This is a genomic window from Neorhizobium sp. T25_27, from assembly GCF_002968565.1.
In the GTDB taxonomy this organism is placed as follows: Bacteria; Pseudomonadota; Alphaproteobacteria; order Rhizobiales; family Rhizobiaceae; genus Neorhizobium; species Neorhizobium tomejilense.
In genome coordinates, this window is sequence record NZ_PVBJ01000001.1 from 1,172,134 (window position 1) to 1,190,688 (window position 18,555).

The following is an 18,555-nucleotide window of genomic DNA, read 5'->3' on the forward strand; positions in this document are numbered from 1 at the left end:
GGCGGGCTCGCATTCGGCAGCCGCGCGTTTCAGACGTGCACTTCGCCATGGGCGAATTCGCCGTCGTCCGGCTCGCGATGCAGGGCTGAGAAAATCACGGCGGCATAAAGCAGCGCGACGAGCGCAATCACGCTCCATCCCGGCAGCGGACCGAGCGCGGCGTTATTGACCGCCTCCGACCATGAAAAGACGACATCCGCCTCAGTATCGTTGGGCAGGAGTTTGGGTGTCGAAATCTTCAGAAGCCACGCCATCAGCAGGATGGCGTACATCCAGACGTAATTACGCCTTACCCGGCGAAACAATGCTTCGCGATTGCTGATCAGGAAACAGGGATTGCGCAGGCTCGTGGCGATCGCCTGCGCCCAGTCTGGCTTGAGGTCCGCCTGCGGATAAAGCGCCTGCGCGAAATAATGGCGTTCCAGCTTGCGGACCCTTGCGCGGTAGACATCGAAGAAGCGGTAGCGCCGTGCTTCGATCAGGAGAAGCAGCGAGATCAGCAGCATCGCAAACAGAACCACGCCGTGATGCGATGTCGGCGTCGACAGCGAGACCGACAGCAGCGCCGCCACCACCGTGATCGACCAGTTCGAGGTGCGGTCGATGCGGTCGCGCCAGCTGGTCATCCGCCCGAGTTCGCCGCGGTAATAGTGGATGATCACATTGGCCTTTTCGGCGGAGGTCATCGGCAGCGACGGCGCGCGCCGCTCGACATTCTGCTCCAGCACGCTCTTGCCCTCATCGGCAGGCATGACCTTCTCCCGGAGGTGGTTCTCAAAAAGCCGTTCTGCTTTGACCTTTCAACGAATGAGCACCCGCCGCGTTCCCCCTGATGGACAAATGCCGGCCAGCGGCTTAAAGCCGCTTGCAAAAAGAAGGACGCTGGCCATGAAGAAGATCGACGAGGAAGCCCTGGCAGAGGCCTATAACCGCGCGCTGGCGCTGGAAAAAGCGGGCGATATCGATGCCGCCGTCAAGGCCTACGAGCAGGTGCTCGAACTCGATCCCGAGGACCATGGCGGCGCCGCCGTGCGCATCGCAGCCATGGGCCGCGGCGAGACGCCCCCCAAGGCGCCGGACGCCTATGTGGAAACCCTGTTCGACCAGCACGCCGAAAGCTTCGAGGACATTCTCGTCGAGCAGCTGGGCTATGCCGTGCCGGTAATCGTACGCCAGCGCCTGCAGGAGCTGAAGCTCGGGCCGTTCAAGCGGATGCTCGATCTCGGCTGCGGCACCGGGCTTACCGGCGGCACTTTGCGCGACATGGTCGACGACATCACCGGCATCGACATTTCCGAGAACATGGTTGAAATCGCGCACGAAAAGGATCTCTACGAGACGCTTTACGTGGCCGAAGTCGAGGATTTCCTCGAAGACAACGACGACGAGCCCTTTGACCTGGTAACCGCCACCGACGTGCTGCCCTATCTCGGCGCGCTGGAACCGCTGTTCTTCGGCGCGGCAGAAAACATGGCTCCCGGCGGCCTGTTTGTATTCTCCTCTGAGACCCTGCCCGACGAGAGCTTTGCCGGCCGGCCCTACATCGTCGCCCCGCACCAGCGTTTCGCCCATTCGGAAACCTATGTCCGCGAACGCCTCGCCGCCACCGGCTTCGAGCTTCTTGAAATCTCCGACATCAACGTGCGGATGCAGGACGGCAATCCGACGCCAGGGCATCTGGTGATCGCGCGGCTGATTGTAAAGTCGTGATTGCAGGTTGAGAGCGCAATGGCAATTCTCGGCGCCGTCACAGGTCGTGACAGGCGCCGACAGCGACCAAGTGAAATCATCCTAGTGTTCGCGAGCCATCTTCTCATCGTCCCTCTTCATCGATAGTTTGCCTCCGCAACGGAGGGATTCGGATGACGCCGCAGCGCTATCTTCTTGCCCAGGCCTATAACAACGCATGGGCCAACCACCGGCTGCTGAAAGCCTGCGGAGAACTTTCGCGCGAAGAGCTGGATGCGACGCGGGTCAGCTTCTTCCCGTCGATCATCCATACCCTCAACCATATCCTGACCGTCGATTGGCTCTATATCAGCGCGCTCAAAGGCGATTGCCTCGGCCCCGCCGCCTTCGATCCGGAGATTCCTTGTCCGCTCTTCGCCGATCTCGATCGCGAGCAGCGTGCCGCCGATCGCCGCCTCATCGACCACTGTCGAAGCTTGGATGAGAAAACGATCGCCGAGGACATCCGTATTCCCCGGCGCACCTTCGTGCAGGTCGAACCTGCCGATCGGCTGCTGATGCATCTCTTCCAGCACCAGATCCATCATCGCGGCCAGGTTCACGCCATGCTGTCGGGAACCACCGTTCAACCGCCGCAGCTCGACGAGTTCTTCTGCATGGGCGAAGACCAATTGAGACAACAGGATTTTGCCGAACTGGGCTTCACCGAAGCCATGATCTGGAGTTGACCATGCTGTATTTCGTTATCAAGGCCCTGCACATTCTGTCCGACTTCCTGCTGATCGGCGGCATGCTGATCAACGCCTTCGTCATCGGCATGGTGCCGCCGACCATCCGCACCGGCGTCATTTCGGCGCTCAGGAAATACGACCGCACCGTCACCACGGCCGCACTCGGCGGCGCCTGGCTTTTCGGCCTGTGGCTCGCCTTCGGCTACGGTTTCTATACTTCCGGCTGGTTCGGCTTCAAATTCCTGATCGTCCTCATGCTGTCGGCGCTGCACGGCATGCAGGGCGCCTGGATGCGCCGCATGGAAGCCGATCCGCATCTCGATCCTCCGGCCTTCGTGCGCGCCGGCCTGCCGATCGTCCTCGGCTCGGTCGTCATCATCGTCGCGCTGGCGGTCATCAAGCCGTTCTGAGCTGCGGCGAAGGCCGATGCCGGTCCCCCCGCGCCGTCCGCTGAAGACCGAACGGCTCGTGCTTCGGCCGACGACGGGCGCCGATGCCGGTCGCGCACTCGAAATCCAGTCCGACTGGGAGGTCACGCGCATGCTGCGCATGGCCGCCTTTCCGCCGGACCTCCCGGCGACGGAAGCATGGTTTTCCGATCACGAGCGGGAATGGTTCGCCGGTGAAGCCTGCCGTTTCGCCGTGGAAGTCGAAAGCCGCATGGTGGGCCTCGTCGATATCGACGAGATTGCCGATGCCGAAGGAGAGCTCGGCTACTGGTTCGAACGGTCCGCCTGGGGTTTCGGTTATGCGTCGGAGGCTGCCCGTGCTGCGATCCGTTTTGCCTTCGAGGAGATCGGGCTTTCGGTCCTGAAATCGGGACATGCGCAGGACAATCCGGCTTCCGGACGCATCCTCGCCAAGCTCGGTTTTCACTATCTCGATACCGTCGACCGCTTTTCGCGGCCGCGCGGAGAAAACATCCGGCAGTGCCGCTACGCGTTGGCCGCCGCAGGCGGATAAACGTCCCGCGCCGGATACCGAAATCTGCGCTTTTCACCGAACTGCGCTTTTCCGAAGGTCCGCTTTGCTCTAATCCTCTGGCAACAAAATTCTGGAGGTTCAGCATGGCGAAAGTGGCATTCATCGGTCTCGGGGTGATGGGTTATCCCATGGCCGGGCATCTCAAGGTCAAGGGCGGCCATGACGTCACCGTCTATAACCGCACGGCTGCCAAGGCCGAGGATTGGGCGAAGAAGTTCGGCGGCAAGGCCGCCGCCACGCCTGCCGAAGCGGCCAGGGATGCCGATTTCGTGTTCGTCTGCGTCGGCAACGACGACGATCTCCGCTCGGTGACAATCACCGAGACCGGCGTACTCGCCGGCATGAAACCGGGCGCCATCCTGATCGACAATACGACAGCCAGCGCCGAAGTCGCCCGCGAGCTCAATGCCGCGGCCCGGGAAAAGGGCGTCGGCTTCATCGACGCGCCGGTTTCCGGCGGCCAGGCCGGCGCCGAAAACGGCGTGCTCACCGTCATGTGCGGCGGTGACAAGGCGACGTTCGAAAAGGCCAGGCCGGTGATCGACGCCTATGCCCGCATGGTTGGCCTCATGGGTCCGGCAGGCGCCGGCCAGCTCACCAAGATGATGAACCAGATCTGCATCGCCGGCCTCGTCCAGGGGCTGGCCGAATCGATCCATTTCGGCAAGCAGGCCGGCCTCGACATCGAAAAGGTCATCGAGGTGATCTCCAAGGGTGCGGCTGGCTCCTGGCAGATGGAAAACCGCTACAAGACCATGAATGCCGGCAAATACGATTTCGGTTTTGCGGTCGACTGGATGCGCAAGGATCTTGACATCGTGCTGACCGAAGCCCGCCGCAACGGCGCCAAGCTGCCGGTCACCGCCCTCGTCGACCAGTTCTACGGCGACGTCCAGGCGATGGGCGGCAAGCGCTGGGATACGTCCTCGCTGCTCGCCCGGCTCGAAAAGAAATAGGCCGATCATGATCGGCCCCTCCTCCGACGTCGCCGGGATCATCGCGCATCTCGAAACGCTGCGCTCGGAGGAGAGCATCCTGGGGATGGCCCGTTTCGGCATCGTCACCGACAAGGCCATCGGCATTTCCAATCCCGACCTGCAGAAGATCGCGCGGGCCGTCAAACGCGATCACGGCCGGGCGCTGGACCTCTGGCGCACCGGCATCCGCGAAGCCCGCATGCTGGCGATCTATACCGCCGATCCCGCGTCGCTGACGCCGGCCGAGGCGCGCGGATGGGCCGAGGATTTTGCCTCCTGGGAAATCGTCGACACCGCCGCCGACCTGTTGACCGAGACACCGTACTGGCAGGAACTTGTCGCGGATTTCGCCGAGGACGATCGGGAGTTCGTCCGCCGCACCGCGTTTGCGATGATCGCCGGCGCCGCCGTGCATCGCAAACAGGAGCCGGACGATACCTTCGTTTCCTATCTGCCGCTGATCGAGGCGCATTCTGTCGACCCGCGCAATTTCGTCAGGAAGGCGGTCAACTGGGCGCTCCGCAATATCGGCAAGCGCAACCGAACCTGCCACGTCCCTGCCCTGGCACTTGCCGAAAAGCTCGCCGCCTCGCCGGACAAGACCGCCCGCTGGATCGGCAAGGATGCCGCGAAGGAATTGTCGGGCGAGAAGCTTCTGGCGCGACTGAGGGCCTAGCCGGCTTTACCCATCCGGTATTGCCGCGGCGTCGCGCCCGCAAAGGTCCGAAACGCCTTGATGAAGGAACTCGTGCTTTCGAACCCGCAAGCGAGGCCGATTTCGGTGATCGACTCCCGGCCGGCGAGCAGCATCTCCTTGGCCCTCACCATCCGCGCCCGATGCCGGAAATCGCGAAAACTCATGCCGAGCTCCGCATCGAATTTTCGTGCCAGCGTCCGTTCCGAAAGTCGGGCAGCCTCCGCAAGGGAGCCGAAATCAAGATCCTGGTCGAGATCTTCCAGCATCCGCGCGACGGCGACCGCCATGCCCGGCGACTGCGGTTTCGGCAACCACGTCTCGTCCTCGTCCGCAGCCAGATTCCGCGCGACGGACGCAAGCGCCTTGAAGAAAGCATTCGCAGCTTCGTGCCCTGGGTCACGCCCGGCGTCCCAACGCATGACATGCAGGACCATCTGCCGCGCCAGATCGGAAAGACCGAAGACACGACAGGCCGGCAGCGGCGCTTCGAATTCGCTGTCGCCGAACAGGACAGAGGACGCCGTGGCCAGCCCCTTGCTGCGCACTGCGATTACCGTTCCCCTTGCGATCAGCGCCGCCCTTTGCGGTGGCAGCATCCAGCGGCGGTCGCCGATATCGAGAACGAAGGTGCCGGTCGAGGCGTAAAGCAGGTAATCGGCATCGAAGGCCCGTTCGATTTCGAACGGCTCGTCGAACACCCGATGATAGGCATGAGAAATCGTCGCCATCGCTGCCGGACTTGCCCTATGCCGCCTGCTGTCCCTGCATCTGCTTTAGCAGTTCGGCGGTGTCGAGCAATGCGGAATGATGGACGATCTTTCCGTCCTTCAGGACGAAGCTCCGGTAGGCGCGCACGCGGATGGGATTGCCGGAGGGTTCGACGCCCTTGAAAGCCGCCTGGTGCGTGCCGCGCAATATCAGCTCGCACATGACGCCATCGTCCTCGGCGGCCATCCGCTCGATCGTCCAGACAGCATCCGGCATGATCCGCTTCTGCACCGCCACCATGGCGCAATGCCCTTCCGAACTGGCCGGCGAATAGGTGGCCTCTTGATAGTCGGCCGCGAAAAAATTCCCGAAGCGCTCGATCAGACCACGGTTCCAGATCTCTTCGATATATCCGCGGATGATCGCCTTATTGGCCTTGGCCTGGTCCTGCATGTCGAGCTCCATCTGTTTCGATGAAACCCAGATAAAACCAAACGGGCCGTTTCAACTCGGCCCGTCCTGCCAGAAAATGATTCCGATCCGCCAAACGGCGAACTATTCCTCGCCAGACTTCTGGTTGTCCAGCGTCATGTAGTCGAGCGGCAGTTCGGTCGTGTACTTGATCTGCTCCATCGCAAAGACGGACGAAACGTCGCGGATTTCGATCTTGGCGATCAGGCGCTTGTAGAAGGCGTCATAGGCGCCGATGTCCGGCACGACGACCCGCAGCAGGTAATCGACGTCGCCGCTCATGCGGTAGAATTCGACCACTTCCGGGAAATCGACGACGACTTCCGAAAACCGCTTCAGCCATTCGATCGAGTGGCTGGCAGTGCGGATCGAGACGAAGACCGTGACCTTGGTATTGACCTTGACCGGATCGAGCAGCGCCACACGGCGGCGGATGACGCCATCCTCTTCCATCTTCTGGATGCGGCGCCAGCAAGGCGTGGTCGACAGGCCGACCTTCTTCGCGAGGTCCGCGACGGCGAGAGTGGAATCTTCCTGTAGAATGCGCAGTATCTTACGGTCGAGGCGGTCCATCAGAGTCCTTTCGAAATGATTTTTCGTTATACACCGAATTCGCGGCAGTTAACCGAAATTTGTTTCTCGTATCAAGCTATCCACATGCTGTCGCAGCACCGGCAGCAGATCCGTCTCGAACCATGGATTCTTTTTGAGCCAGCCGGTATTGCGCCAGCTCGGATGCGGCAGCGGCAGTATCCTCGGCCCCTGGTTGGCGAAAACATAGTCTCGCCAGTTCTCTACCGTTTCCGTCATGCCCTTGCGTCGCCGGCTCCCCAGATGCCAGGCCTGCGCGTAGCTGCCGACTGCTAGAACCAGTTCGATCTGCGGCATGGCGGCGACTACCCTGGCGCGCCAGAACGGCGCGCATTCGAGCCGCGGCGGCAGGTCGCTGCCCTTGGCATCATAGCCTGGAAAACAGAAGCCCATCGGCACGATCGCAAACCTCTGCGGATCGTAGAACTCTTCGCGGGTCACCGCCATCCAGTCGCGCAGGCGGTTGCCGGAAGCGTCGTTGAACGGCAGCCCGCTCTCGTGCACCCGAAGCCCCGGCGCCTGGCCGGCGATCAGCACCCTCGCGGTCTTCGACAGCACGGCGACCGGCCGCGGCTCATGCGGCAGCCGGTCACCCTCGCCTTTCGCGGGCGCGTCGCGACAGATGCGACAGGCAGCGATTGCGCCGGCCAGGCCGCCGATATCCTCCTCGCCGTCGGCGATGTCATCCCTGTTCATTGCCAGCCTGTCACCCGTTTCATCCAATCCCAAAATGCCTCCACCATGCTTGAATCGTCCATCATGCCGCGGCTGGCGCGCCAATCGCGCGGGCTTTCGAACGGGCCGGCCCACAGCCCCAGCCGTTCGCGCCGCGCTGCCACCTGTTCCTGTGCATAACGCCCGGAGGCGACTGCGAGGCCCTGCCGCACCAGCGTGCCGTTGACGCTCGTCGCGCCTGAACGGCAGCGCACCAGGAGCCGGCGATATTTGTCGCGCTCGCGACCGAGGCATTCCGTCTCACCGCCTGCGACGAGCCGTATCAGCAGCCGCCTCGCCTCTTCCCCACAGGCCCATGGCCTGCCGCGGCCGTCTTCGCAGGTCTGGTCGAGCTCCGGCGCATCCATTCCCTGCAGCCGCAGGCGCTCGCCGCCCACCGCCAGCGTGTCACCGTCGATCACATGGAACGGGCCGCGCACGGTGCTGTCGGCTGCCTCGTCCAGCTTGGCGGCGATCAGCACCAGAAGGATGAAGAAGGCCGCGAGAACCGCGCCATCGCGAAAAACCCTGAACGTTCGAGCCACAATCCAGCCTTATTGGAAAACGGAAGCTTCAGGAAAATGGCAAACAAAACCTTTCCCGGCAGTACTCTCTTAAGGATTTGGCCATACTCTCTCAACACCCGGGGTATCAGTTCAGTGGCCATGAGTAGCGGCGTCAGCACATCGACCGACAAGAACATCGTTGATCGCTCGCGCGGCCACCGTAACAAGGCTGTGTCGAAAGCCGTTCGCGCCACCCGGGAACGCCTGCAATCCAGCTCTCAGGGCAATCAGGTCTTCGACCGCGACATGATCGCCATGCACGTCAATGCCGTGCTGCAGAGCGCATCGGTCATGCCGATCTTCATCGTCGTCGTGACGGCGATCGGCGTCTATCTCAACCCCAACGCCAATCTCTTTGCCTGGGCGCTGCTGATGTTCAGCGTCCATGCGATCAACGTGCTGCTCGCCCGTCGCGCGAGCCGCGCGGACATCGCCTCGACCGAGGTCCAGAAGTGGCGTCGCAGGCTGCTCGCCGCGCAGGTGATCGTCGGCGCCGGCTGGGCACTGTTTGCGCTGCAGAACTGCAATGCCTGTTCCGGCGACAGCTATTATTTCTACAAGGGCGCAGTCCTCCTCTTTGCGATCTCGATCACCGCGATGAGCAGTTTCATGCTGCGGCTCGGCGTGCTGTTCGGTTTCCTGCCGATGATCCTGGCGCTGCTCGCCACCGCCATCCTGTCGCGCAATGTGCTCGATATCGGCATGACGGCGATCTGCGCCACCGCGGTCGTCTTCTTCCACTATATCGCCGACCGGCTCTATCGCTCCAACCTGACGCTGATGTCCTATCAGTCCGAAAAAGACGACCTGATCGCAGAGCTGGAAGTGGCGAAATCCATGTCGGACGAGGCCCGCCGCCGGGCCGAGGAGGCGAACCTCGCCAAGTCCCGGTTCCTCGCCTCAATGTCGCACGAGCTGCGCACGCCGCTCAACGCCATCCTCGGCTTCTCCGAAGTCATGAGCTCGGAGGTTCTGGGGCCGCTCGCCAACCCGACCTACAAGGAATATGCCGGCGACATCCACCGTTCCGGCCAGCACCTGCTCAACCTGATCAACGAGATCCTTGATCTGTCGCGCATCGAGGCCGGCCGTTACGACCTTGCTGAAGAATCACTGTCGCTGCTGGAAATCGCCGAGGATTGCATCGGCATGGTGCAGCTGCGCGCAAGCGCCAAGAACATCTCGATCGGCCAGCAGTTCGAACCCCATCTGCCGCAGGTCTGGGTCGATGAAAAATCGATGCGCCAGGTTCTCCTGAACCTGCTTTCGAACGCCGTCAAATTCACGCCCCAGGGTGGCGAGGTTACCGTCAAGGTCGGCTGGACCGCCGGCGGCGGCCAGTATGTGGCGATCAAGGACAACGGACCCGGCATTCCGGAAGAGGAAATCCCGGTCGTGCTGTCGGCCTTCGGCCAGGGTTCGATTGCCATCAAGAGCGCCGAACAGGGCACCGGCCTCGGCCTGCCGATCGTCCAGGCGATCCTTGCCAAGCACGACGGCCAGTTCATCCTGCGCTCCAAGCTACGCGAAGGCACCGAAGCGATCGCCATCCTGCCGGCGACACGCGTCCTGCAGAGCGTGCCGGCGGTTGCCGACGCACAGACCGTCGCCCGCCGCCGCAAGAGCTTCGCCTGAGGCGATCGACCTCTTTTGGACCGGCTGGTTTCGGTGCATAATGCTGCCATGACCAAACTTCTCGACCGCGCCATCGAAGCAGCCAAGGAACTCCCTGCCGAAATGCAGGATGAGATCGCCGCGATTCTTCTGAGCTTCATGGGTGAGGATGGCGGGGAGGTCTATCAGCTTACGCCGGAGGAAGAGGCCGACCTGGAAGAGGCTGACCGGGAGATTGAGCGTGGAGAGATCGCGACGGAAGAGGAAGTCCGCGCCATGTGGGCAAAGTACGGCCTGTGAAACTTCGCCGCTTCTTTCTCAAACCCTATCCCTACACGGTCTATTACCGTGTCGGCGCAGACGAAATCGTCATTCAGCGCTTCCGCCACACGTCTCGCAAGAGTTAGTAATCGCCAATCTCACCCCCAAACGCCCTTGACCGCCACATAAACCACGAAAAACCCGTTGGCGCAGAGCAGGCAGAACACCGCGAACGAGCCGAGATCCTTGGCGTGGCGGCCGACGGTGGAGATTTCCGGGGAGATGCGGTCGACCAGTTCCTCGATCGCGGTGTTCAGCGATTCGACCGCAAACAGCACCAGCATCAGGATGGCCAGGACGAAATAGTCGAGCGCGCCGGCGCCGACGATCGCAAACAGGACGATGGCCGCTACACAGGCGATTACCTCGTGGCGAAAGGCTTCCTCCTGCCACAGGCGCATCAGCCCCTGCATGGAGTAGCGGAATGCCGCGATCACCCGGCGGATGCCGGTCGCCCTTTCGATATTGCTGTCGAGCGGCGTCTTTTCCATCAGGGCTCAGTGGCTCTTGTTGCTGACGCCGGCCTGCTCGAATGTCGCCATGCCGGAATGGCAGGCGGCGGCGGCTTTGACGATGCCGGCCGCAAGTGCCGCGCCGGTGCCCTCGCCGAGCCGCATACCGAGCGCCAGGAGCGGCGTCTTGCCAAGCCTTTCGATCGCACGCAGATGTCCCTGTTCGCCGGAGACGTGGCCGATCAGGCAATGGTCGAGTGCCGCCGGATTAGCAGCCTTGAGGATCGATGCCGCTGCCGTCACCACGTATCCGTCAAGCAGGACCGGGATTTTTTCGACCCGCGCGGCAAGGATGGCGCCGGCGATCGCGGCGATCTCGCGGCCGCCGAGGCGGCGCAGGATTTCCAGCGGATCGCTCAGGTGGTCCTTGTGGAATTCGACGGCAGCCTTCACCGCGGCGATCTTGCGCTCCATGAATTCGCCATGCGACCCGGTGCCGGGACCGACCCAGTCCTCCGCCTCGCCGCCATAAAGCGCGAGGTTGATGGCGGCAGCGATCGTCGTATTGCCGATGCCCATTTCGCCGATGCAGAGAAGGTCGGTGCCGCCAGCGATCGCCTCCATGCCGAAGGCCATGGTCGCGGCGCAGTCGCGCTCGGACAGGGCTGCCTCGCTGGTGATGTCGCCGGTCGGGTAGTCGAGCGCCAGATCGAAGATTTTCAGGCCGAGGTCATGGGTGACGCAGATCTGGTTGATCGCCGCACCGCCGGCTGCGAAATTCTCGACCATCTGCTGGGTCACCGACGACGGGAAAGGGGTCACGCCGTGGCGGGTCACGCCGTGATTGCCGGCAAAGATCGCCACAAGCGGGCGGTTGACGGCCGGCGCACGGCCCGTCCAGGCGGCAAGCCAGAAGGCAATTTCCTCAAGTCGGCCGAGCGCGCCCGGCGGCTTGGTGAGCTGGGCGTCGCGCTCGCGCGCGGCAACCAGCGCCCGCGGGTCCGGCCCGGGGAGGTTCTGCAGCAGGACACGGAAATCATCGAAAGGCAGGCCGCTCACGCTCATGAAAGTCTCTCTTGTATCTCGGTCTCGCATATTGGCGGGAAAACTTGTCTTTTTCCGCAAATCGCGCTTGTGTGCGCAAACTCATAGTCGGGTCGAGACGGAGGAACAACTGCCAAACGCAACGGAATTCATCGCGGATCTCGCCCGTTCGGTCGGGTTCCTCAGCCGTGTGTCGGTCCCGGACCGGCTCTTCCGCGGCCATGACGGCACCATTTCGCGGGCCGTGCGGGCCTTTCCCGTCGCCGGGCTGATCGTCGCGGCCCTGCCCGCGCTCGTTCTCCTCCTCCTGCAGTCCGGCGATCCGCTGCTCGTCAGCCTGCTTTCGCTTGCCGCGCTGACGGTTCTGACCGGCGCACTCCACGAGGACGGTCTTGCGGATGCGGCGGATGGTCTCGGCGGCGGGCGCGACAAGGACCACGCGCTTCTGATCATGAAGGACAGCCGCATCGGCGCTTATGGCGTCGTGGCGCTGGTGCTGTCTTTTGGCCTGCGGGCCTCGGCGCTCGCGGCATTGTTCCGCCTGGATGCGGTCACGGCGGCGCTCGCCGTGCTTGCTGTTGCCGCCGTCAGCCGCGCGGTGATGGTCGCCCATTGGCGCGCGTTGCCGTCGGCGCGGGAAAACGGCGTCGCTGCCGGTGCCGGCTTTCCGGAGGATGGCGCCCGCAATATCGCGCTGTTTACCGGCGCCGCCTTCGCGCTCATCCTCCTCGTCCCCGTTCTCGGCCTGCCGAAGGTCCTATTGTCGCTGATCGTTGCAGCGCTCGCCGGGTTCGGCTTCACCCGTTTCGTGCGCCGCAAACTCGGCGGCCATACGGGCGATACGATCGGCGCTACTCAACAATTGAGCGAGATCGCCATGCTCGCCACTCTTGCTCTTGCCGCGTGAAACCCCGATATACTGAGGCATGATTTCGCCCTGTACCCTTGTCTGCTCGATCGACCTCAAGACCGGCTATTGCTTCGGCTGCGGACGGACCCGCGACGAGATCGCCGCCTGGATGGACTATACGGATATCGAGCGCCGCGCACTGATGGAAGCCTTGCCCGCACGGCTCGAAACCGTCGAGCGAAAGCCAAGGCGGGAGACGCGCCGGCAGCTTTTGGCGCAGCGGAAAACCAAGGAACGCGATAGGGCATGAACGCGCTGACCGGCATCCTCATCGTCCTCGGCATCGGCCTGGCGTTCCTGATCTTCAATCACGATGCCGGGCAGACCTTCGGCATCGACAACAGCGATTTCGGCCAGATCATCTACCTCCTGCCGATCGCCGGCCTGCTCGCCGCGGGGATTCTCGCGGGCCGGCGCGGCAATGGCGGCGAGGTGCTCCGAAATATCGCCCTCTGGCTGCTGATCATCCTCGCGCTGGTCACCGCCTATCTCTACCGCGCCGACGCCCGCAATGTCGCCGCCCGGGTGACCGCGGGCCTGCTGCCCGGGACGGCGGTGATCACGACGACCAGCGACGGTCTCAACGAAGTCATCATTCACAAGACCCGCGGCAGCCATTTCCAGACCAATGTCAGCGTCCAGGGCAAGGTCCTGCCGATGCTGGTCGATACCGGCGCCAGCACCGTCGTGCTTTCCTACGACGATGCCCGCGCCATCGGCCTCAATCCGCAGAGCCTCGATTTTTCAGTGAGCGTGATGACCGCCAACGGCCGGGCGATGGCTGCGCCCGTCCGCCTCGACGAGATCTCCATCGGCCCGATCGTGCGCAAAAACGTCCGGGCGATGGTGGCGGAAGACGGACGGCTCGGCGAGAGCCTGCTCGGCATGAGCTTCCTCTCCACCCTTGGCTCCCTGCAAATGCAGACGGACGAGCTCAGGCTCCGGGACTGACGTCAGCCGAAATCCCGGATGCCCCCGCCCTCGCCGCCATTCTTCCGGAAGTGGCTCGGCGGCGTGCCGATGATGCGTTTGAAGGCGCGGCTGAAGGAGGCTTCGGCATCGTAGCCGAGCCGCTCGGCGACCGTCGCGACGCGTTCGCCGTCGCGCAGCCATTGCCGCGCCTGGTGCATGCGCACCCGTGCCACGTAGCGCGCCGGCGTTTCGCCGACCACGCGCAGAAACCGTTCGGCGAAACCCGACCGGGAAGCGCCCATCAGCCGGGCAAGCGAGGCAATGTTCCAGTCACGGTCGGGCTGAAGATGAATGGCGGCCAGCACCCGGCCGACTTCGGGATTGCGCACCGCGGCAATCCAGCCGGTCGTGTCGCCGCAGCCATGTTCGACCCAGGTGCGGATCAGCGTGGCGGTCAGGACGTCGGCGAGCCGTGCGAGAATACCACCGGCGCCAACGCGGTCCATATCCACCTCGCGCGCCATGGCATCGAGAAGATGCGGGATCGACGGCTCGTTCCTGGCGAGATCGCTGGTCAGCATTGTCTCGGGCATCAGTTGCAGCAGCGGATGCAGCTTGTCGATGTTGAAGCGCATCGAGGCGGTCAGCGCCACGGTGCTGCCGCAGGCATCGGCGCATTGCACGTCGAACACGCCCTGGCAGACTTCCTTGCGCCCGAACCGGTCGAAGGGCAGCGGCGCCAGGCCCGGGAGGCTTGCGATCACATGTGCATCGCCGCGCGGCAGGAGGGCCGCATCGCCAGGCCGCAGTTGCAGCCATTCGCCCGACGGCGTCTGCAGCCATGCGTTGCCAGACGAAATGAAATGGAACCGTGCCGCCTCCTGCGCCGGGAAAGAGGTCGCCCAGGGCTCAGCGAGCCGGCAGCGCCCGTATTCGACGCCGTCGAGCCTTAACCCCCGCAGCATCTCGGTGAGCGGATCGGAGACGTCTAGTGGCGTTTCTTTGGACGAATGGTCAAGCATATCGGATTTTCTAGCATGGAAAGTACAGGCTGTCACGCCTAAGTCTGGTCCATCCTCCCGGTGCGGTCTTCCGTGCCACCTCCCAAGACAGGACATGACCATGACTGACAGCACTTTCGAAGAGGACGATGTCGTGCGCGACACATCTTCCCCGAACACATCGGCCAAGGCCCGGTGGGACGCGGTCATCGCGCTCACCCTCGGCGTCTTCGGCCTCGTGACGGCAGAGTTCCTGCCGGCGAGCCTGCTCACGCCCATCTCCGCAGATCTCGGCATCAGTCCCGGCGTCGCCGGCCAGACGGTGACGGTGACCGCCGTCGTCGCAGCATTCGCCGGCCCCGCTGTCGTGATCGGCACCCGCAGCTTCAACCGGCGCTGGACGCTGTTCGGGCTGACCGCCCTTCTCATCCTCTCCTGCGCACTGGCCGCCCTTGCCAACGGCCTGACCGTACTGCTCGTGTCGCGCGTCCTGCTCGGCGTCGGGCTCGGCGGCTTCTGGGCCATGGCCGGGGCACTTGCCATGCGGCTCGTGCCGATGAACCACCTGCCGCGCGCCATGGCGATGATCTTCACCGGCGTCTCGGTGGCGACCGTGATGGCCGCACCGCTCGGCGCCTATATCGGCTCCACCCTCGGCTGGCGGGCGGCCTTCGTGCTCGCCGGCGCGGTCGGCGTGCTGGCGTTGCTGGCGCAGGCCGTTACCGTCCCTTCGCTGCCGCCTGCTGGCCATGCCGGGCTCGGCACGCTGGCGGAGGTCCTCAAGCGGCCGAAGATCCGGGTCGGGCTGATCGCGACGCTGCTCATCGTCGCCGGCCATTTCGCGGGCTTCACCTATATCCGCCCCTATCTGGAAGATGTTCCGCGGCTTGACGTCGAGATGGTCTCGCTCGTCCTGCTCGCCTATGGCATCGGCGGTTTCTTCGGCAATATCGCCGGGGGCATGATCACCGAACGCAGTTCGACGCTTGGGGTCGTGTTCGCCTCCGGCCTGATCGCCGTGTCCGCCGTGTTCCTCGTCACCCTCGGGGCCTCGACGGCGGCAGCAGCGGTTGCCATCACGCTCTGGGGTTTTGCCTTCGGCGCCCTGCCGGTCAGCATCCAAAGCTACATCACCCGGGCAGCACCCGACGAGGCGGAAAGCGCCGGCGCCCTGCTGCTGACGACCTTCCAGATCGCCATATCCAGCGGTGCCGTGCTCGGCGGCCTGCTGATCGACGCCCAGGGACCGCTCGGCGTCATGACCTTCCTCGGCATCGCGTCCATCCTCGGTGCATCGGTGATGGTCATGCGCGGAGGACGCCAGGTCCAGCTCAGCCAGGGCTGAGCCCGCTTCAAACCGTTATCGGCTGCGGTCAGTTGCGCAGCCGGTAACCCGTCTTGAAGATCCAGCCGAGGATCGACAGGCAGATGACCAGGAACAGGCCGATCATGCCGAGGCTGATCATCGGATTGACGTCGGCGATCTCGTAGAAACTCCAGCGGAAGCCCGAGACGAGATAGAGGACCGGATTGAAATGGCTGACCGTCTGCCAGAAGGGCGGCAGCATGTTGATCGAATAGAAGCTGCCACCGAGGAAGGTCAGCGGCGGCACCACCAGCATCGGGATGATATTGAGCTGTTCGAAATTCTTCGCCCAGATGCCGATGATGAAGCCGAACATACTGAAGGTGATCGCCGTCAGCACCAGGAAAAGCACCATCATGAACGGATGTGCGATCCGGATTTCGACGAAGAAGGAGGCGGTGGCGAGGATGATCGCGCCGATGATCAGCCCCTTGGTCGCGGCCGCACCGACATAACCGATGATGATCTCGGTCATCGCCACGGGCGCGGAAAGTATCTCGTAGATCGTGCCGGTGAATTTCGGGAAATAGATGCCTATCGACCCGTTGCTGATGCATTGCGTCAAAAGCGTCAGCATGATCAGGCCGGGCGTGATGAACGACCCGTAGGAAACACCCTCGACCGTCTGGATGCGCGAACCGATCGCGGTGCCGAAGACGATGAAATAGAGCGAGGTGGTGATGACCGGCGAGATGACGCTCTGCAGCAGGGTGCGCTGCAATCGAGCCATCTCGAAGACGTAGATCGACTTGATCGCTTCGAAATTCATGCGTCTTCTCCGACTTTCTGTCCCACCAGCGCCACGAAAATGTCCTCGAGCGAGCTCTGCCGCGTGGAAAGATCGCGGAAATGGATGTCTTGCGCGGCAAGCGTCGACAGCAGCGCGGCGATCGTGCCCTGCCCTTCCTCGCCCTGGTATTCGTGGACCAGCGCCGTCCCGTCTTCGGAAAGCGTCAGGTTGTAGGCGCTCAGGCTTTCAGGCAGCGTCTTCAGAGGCTCCGACAGTTCGAGCCGGAGCTGCTTTCGGCCGAGCTTCTTCATCAGCGCCGCTTTCTCTTCGATCAGCAGCAGCTTGCCGCCGTTGATGACGCCCACCCGGTCGGCGATTTCTTCCGCCTCCTCGATATAGTGGGTGGTCAAGATGATGGTGACGCCGCTTGCGCGCAGCTTCTCGACAAGCTGCCACATCTCCCGGCGCAGGTTGACGTCGACGCCGGCGGTCGGCTCGTCGAGGAACAGGATTTTCGGCTCATGGGCGAGCGCCTTGGCGATCATCACCCGCCGCTTCATGCCGCCCGAAAGCTCGCGCAGCATGCTGTCCTTCTTGCTCCACAGCGACAGCTCCTTGAGGATGCTCTCGACCAGCGCCGGATTCGGCTTTTTGCCATAAACGCCGCGGGAAAAATTCACCGTGTTCCAGACCGTCTCGAACATGTCGGTCGTCAGTTCTTGCGGCACCAGCCCGATCTGCGAACGCGTCTGGCGGAAGTCCCTGATGACGTCGTGGCCGCCGACCAGCACCTTGCCGGTCGAAGGATTGACGAGACCGCAGATGATCGAGATCAGCGTCGTCTTGCCGGCGCCGTTCGGGCCGAGAAGCGCGAGAATCTCGCCTTCCTCGATCTCCAGGTCGATGCCTTTCAGCGCCTGGAACCCGTTCTCGTAGGTCTTGGTGAGTTTATCTATGGAAACAACGGAGGCCATGCGGGACGGTCTTCTCAAGGAATCGATTTGCGGGATGCGCCGCGAATATAGGCACGCAAACCTTCGAAACCATCCCTTGGGGAAGAATATTGCTGACGGTTTCAGAGGATAATCGACATGAAGAATTGCGCCGAGATGACGATCAGGAAGATGCCGAAGCCGATTTCGAGTTGCCGCTTCGACATCACATGCGCAAGCCGCACACCGATCGGGGCCATGTAGAGCGTGATTGGGATCAGCAGCGCCACAGCCAGCCAGTTGATATAGCCGGTCGAGAACGGTGGCAGGCCGGGCCTCCCCCAGCCGCCCCAGAGATAACCGGCGAGCCCCGGCAGCGAAATCAGCACCCCGACGCCCGAGGAGGTCGCCACTCCCTGATGGATCGAACGGCCGTAGAGGGTCATGAACGTGTTGTTGAGGATGCCGCCGCCGATGCCCATCAGGCCGGACAGGATGCCGATGCCAGTGCCGACCAGGAACTTGACGGGATTGCCCGGCAGGTCGTCGCCAAGCTTCCAGCTGGCGCGATTGAAGATCATCCGGAAGGCGAGCGCCAGCGCGATGACCGCGAAGATCAGCTGCAGTTCCGCGCTGGTCGCCTTGGCGGCGATAACGGTCGCAACCAGCGTGCCGAGGGGCACCGCGACGATCCAGCCCTTGAGCAGATCGGTATCGACCGCGCCGCGCTGCCGGTGCGCCATATAGGAGCGGATCGAGGTGGGCACGATGATCGCCAGCGACGTGCCGAGCGCCAGCTGCATGCGCACGTCTTCCGGAACGCCGAGCAGCCCGAAGACATGAAAGAAGATCGGCACCAAGATCGCACCGCCGCCGATTCCGAACATGCCGGCGAGAATTCCAGCGACCGCGCCACCGGCCAGAAGTGCCAGGATGAAGGGGAAAAGCGCTGCGATCGACAAATTCGGTCTCCGGTCCGACATCGGGTCGGAAGAAGGAGACACATCCACTGCCGCTGTCATTTTCCCGTGACGTTCTTACAGCATTGTCCCCACCAGGCAAGCAACGGTCCCGCCTTTTACGCCGCACGTAACCTCTCGCGCGACCGTCATGACCAGAGCGTTTTAGTCCTTTTCATTTCCGCT

General features: G+C 63.1%; 24 protein-coding genes. 12 read left to right on the forward strand and 12 right to left on the reverse strand.

Translation table 11 applies throughout. The features are described from left to right. Positions 1-29: 29 nt before the first annotated feature. Positions 30-752 carry a DUF2270 domain-containing protein gene (locus tag C5J24_RS05820; RefSeq protein WP_105416249.1) on the reverse strand — a complete coding sequence of 241 codons (723 nt, stop codon included), beginning with the start codon at positions 750-752 and terminating at the stop codon, positions 30-32. Positions 753-888: 136 nt separating this feature from the next. Here C5J24_RS05820 and C5J24_RS05825 point away from each other — a divergent pair, with 136 nt between their 5' ends. The 6 genes from C5J24_RS05825 (at position 889) to C5J24_RS05850 (ending at position 5,057) form a co-directional block, all read left to right on the forward strand. Beyond that, the gene (locus C5J24_RS05825; RefSeq protein WP_105416251.1) at positions 889-1,710 is read left to right on the forward strand and encodes a class I SAM-dependent methyltransferase; all 822 of its coding nucleotides are present in this window, start codon (positions 889-891) and stop codon (positions 1,708-1,710) included. A 152-nt stretch (positions 1,711-1,862) separates the two neighbouring features. Further along, the gene (locus tag C5J24_RS05830; protein ID WP_105416253.1) at positions 1,863-2,417 is read left to right on the forward strand and encodes a DinB family protein; all 555 of its coding nucleotides are present in this window, start codon (positions 1,863-1,865) and stop codon (positions 2,415-2,417) included. Between the two features lie 2 nt (positions 2,418-2,419). Further along, on the forward strand, positions 2,420-2,830 hold the full coding sequence (locus C5J24_RS05835) for a CopD family protein (protein ID WP_105416255.1): 411 nt from the start codon (positions 2,420-2,422) through the stop codon (positions 2,828-2,830). 16 nt (positions 2,831-2,846) lie between these two features. Next, positions 2,847-3,383 carry a GNAT family N-acetyltransferase gene (locus tag C5J24_RS05840; protein WP_105416257.1) on the forward strand — a complete coding sequence of 179 codons (537 nt, stop codon included), beginning with the start codon at positions 2,847-2,849 and terminating at the stop codon, positions 3,381-3,383. Between the two features lie 77 nt (positions 3,384-3,460). Then, positions 3,461-4,360 (forward strand): NAD(P)-dependent oxidoreductase, encoded by a 900-nt coding sequence (locus C5J24_RS05845; RefSeq protein ID WP_256427131.1) that lies wholly within the window; start codon positions 3,461-3,463, stop codon positions 4,358-4,360. 7 nt (positions 4,361-4,367) lie between these two features. Continuing rightward, positions 4,368-5,057: a DNA alkylation repair protein gene (locus C5J24_RS05850; RefSeq protein WP_105416261.1), complete on the forward strand. Its 690-nt coding sequence runs from the start codon at positions 4,368-4,370 to the stop codon at positions 5,055-5,057. Here the strand turns inward: C5J24_RS05850 and C5J24_RS05855 are convergent. From C5J24_RS05855 to C5J24_RS05875, 5 genes are all read right to left on the reverse strand, one after another. Next, positions 5,054-5,806: an AraC family transcriptional regulator gene (locus tag C5J24_RS05855; RefSeq protein ID WP_105416263.1), complete on the reverse strand. Its 753-nt coding sequence runs from the start codon at positions 5,804-5,806 to the stop codon at positions 5,054-5,056. The two genes, C5J24_RS05850 and C5J24_RS05855, sit on opposite strands and share 4 nt — an antisense overlap. A gap of 16 nt (positions 5,807-5,822) precedes the next feature. After that, a complete protein-coding gene (locus C5J24_RS05860; RefSeq protein WP_172723851.1) occupies positions 5,823-6,239 on the reverse strand; it encodes an ester cyclase in 417 nt (138 codons plus the stop codon). A 102-nt stretch (positions 6,240-6,341) separates the two neighbouring features. Then, positions 6,342-6,830: an Lrp/AsnC family transcriptional regulator gene (locus C5J24_RS05865; protein ID WP_046637655.1), complete on the reverse strand. Its 489-nt coding sequence runs from the start codon at positions 6,828-6,830 to the stop codon at positions 6,342-6,344. 48 nt (positions 6,831-6,878) lie between these two features. After that, positions 6,879-7,544, reverse strand: coding sequence for a uracil-DNA glycosylase family protein (locus C5J24_RS05870; protein WP_105416267.1), 666 nt, complete (start codon positions 7,542-7,544; stop codon positions 6,879-6,881). Next, positions 7,541-8,107, reverse strand: a complete 567-nt coding sequence (locus C5J24_RS05875; RefSeq protein WP_105416269.1) for a thermonuclease family protein — start codon at positions 8,105-8,107, stop codon at positions 7,541-7,543. The genes C5J24_RS05870 and C5J24_RS05875 overlap by 4 nt, the downstream gene beginning before the upstream one ends. Before the next feature lie 120 nt (positions 8,108-8,227). Here C5J24_RS05875 and C5J24_RS05880 point away from each other — a divergent pair, with 120 nt between their 5' ends. Together C5J24_RS05880 and C5J24_RS05885 are read left to right on the forward strand one after the other, a co-directional pair. Beyond that, positions 8,228-9,763 (forward strand): HAMP domain-containing sensor histidine kinase, encoded by a 1,536-nt coding sequence (locus C5J24_RS05880; protein ID WP_105416271.1) that lies wholly within the window; start codon positions 8,228-8,230, stop codon positions 9,761-9,763. 48 nt (positions 9,764-9,811) lie between these two features. Next, positions 9,812-10,042, forward strand: coding sequence for a hypothetical protein (locus tag C5J24_RS05885; protein ID WP_105416689.1), 231 nt, complete (start codon positions 9,812-9,814; stop codon positions 10,040-10,042). Positions 10,043-10,161: 119 nt separating this feature from the next. On the opposite strand, the gene C5J24_RS05890 is transcribed toward C5J24_RS05885, so the two are convergent. Continuing rightward, positions 10,162-10,554, reverse strand: coding sequence for a diacylglycerol kinase (locus tag C5J24_RS05890; protein WP_105416273.1), 393 nt, complete (start codon positions 10,552-10,554; stop codon positions 10,162-10,164). 6 nt (positions 10,555-10,560) lie between these two features. Beyond that, positions 10,561-11,580, reverse strand: coding sequence for a nicotinate-nucleotide--dimethylbenzimidazole phosphoribosyltransferase (gene cobT / locus C5J24_RS05895; protein WP_105416275.1), 1,020 nt, complete (start codon positions 11,578-11,580; stop codon positions 10,561-10,563). Between the two features lie 109 nt (positions 11,581-11,689). Between cobT and C5J24_RS05900 the strand changes: the two genes are divergently transcribed. Genes C5J24_RS05900 through C5J24_RS05910 form a run of 3 tightly spaced genes read left to right on the forward strand, consistent with a single transcriptional unit; the run spans position 11,690 to position 13,420 of the window. Then, a complete protein-coding gene (locus C5J24_RS05900; protein ID WP_105416691.1) occupies positions 11,690-12,466 on the forward strand; it encodes an adenosylcobinamide-GDP ribazoletransferase in 777 nt (258 codons plus the stop codon). Positions 12,467-12,485: 19 nt separating this feature from the next. Next, complete coding sequence (locus C5J24_RS05905; RefSeq protein ID WP_105416277.1) at positions 12,486-12,719, forward strand: DUF1289 domain-containing protein; 234 nt, start codon at positions 12,486-12,488, stop codon at positions 12,717-12,719. Next, on the forward strand, positions 12,716-13,420 hold the full coding sequence (locus C5J24_RS05910) for a TIGR02281 family clan AA aspartic protease (RefSeq protein WP_046669553.1): 705 nt from the start codon (positions 12,716-12,718) through the stop codon (positions 13,418-13,420). The genes C5J24_RS05905 and C5J24_RS05910 overlap by 4 nt, the downstream gene beginning before the upstream one ends. 2 nt (positions 13,421-13,422) lie before the next feature. Here C5J24_RS05910 and C5J24_RS05915 read toward each other — a convergent pair whose 3' ends face one another. Beyond that, the gene (locus C5J24_RS05915) at positions 13,423-14,403 is read right to left on the reverse strand and encodes an AraC family transcriptional regulator (RefSeq protein ID WP_105416279.1); all 981 of its coding nucleotides are present in this window, start codon (positions 14,401-14,403) and stop codon (positions 13,423-13,425) included. Positions 14,404-14,503: 100 nt separating this feature from the next. Between C5J24_RS05915 and C5J24_RS05920 the strand changes: the two genes are divergently transcribed. Continuing rightward, positions 14,504-15,727, forward strand: a complete 1,224-nt coding sequence (locus tag C5J24_RS05920) for an MFS transporter (RefSeq protein ID WP_245440539.1) — start codon at positions 14,504-14,506, stop codon at positions 15,725-15,727. Positions 15,728-15,755: 28 nt separating this feature from the next. On the opposite strand, the gene C5J24_RS05925 is transcribed toward C5J24_RS05920, so the two are convergent. The 3 genes from C5J24_RS05925 to C5J24_RS05935 all read right to left on the reverse strand — a co-directional run bounded on the left by C5J24_RS05925 (position 15,756) and on the right by C5J24_RS05935 (position 18,393). Beyond that, on the reverse strand, positions 15,756-16,517 hold the full coding sequence (locus tag C5J24_RS05925; protein WP_105416281.1) for an ABC transporter permease: 762 nt from the start codon (positions 16,515-16,517) through the stop codon (positions 15,756-15,758). Next, the gene (locus C5J24_RS05930) at positions 16,514-17,452 is read right to left on the reverse strand and encodes an ABC transporter ATP-binding protein (RefSeq protein ID WP_105416283.1); all 939 of its coding nucleotides are present in this window, start codon (positions 17,450-17,452) and stop codon (positions 16,514-16,516) included. The genes C5J24_RS05925 and C5J24_RS05930 overlap by 4 nt, the downstream gene beginning before the upstream one ends. Positions 17,453-17,553: 101 nt before the next feature. Continuing rightward, positions 17,554-18,393, reverse strand: coding sequence for a sulfite exporter TauE/SafE family protein (locus C5J24_RS05935; RefSeq protein WP_105416285.1), 840 nt, complete (start codon positions 18,391-18,393; stop codon positions 17,554-17,556). Positions 18,394-18,555 lie beyond the last annotated feature (162 nt).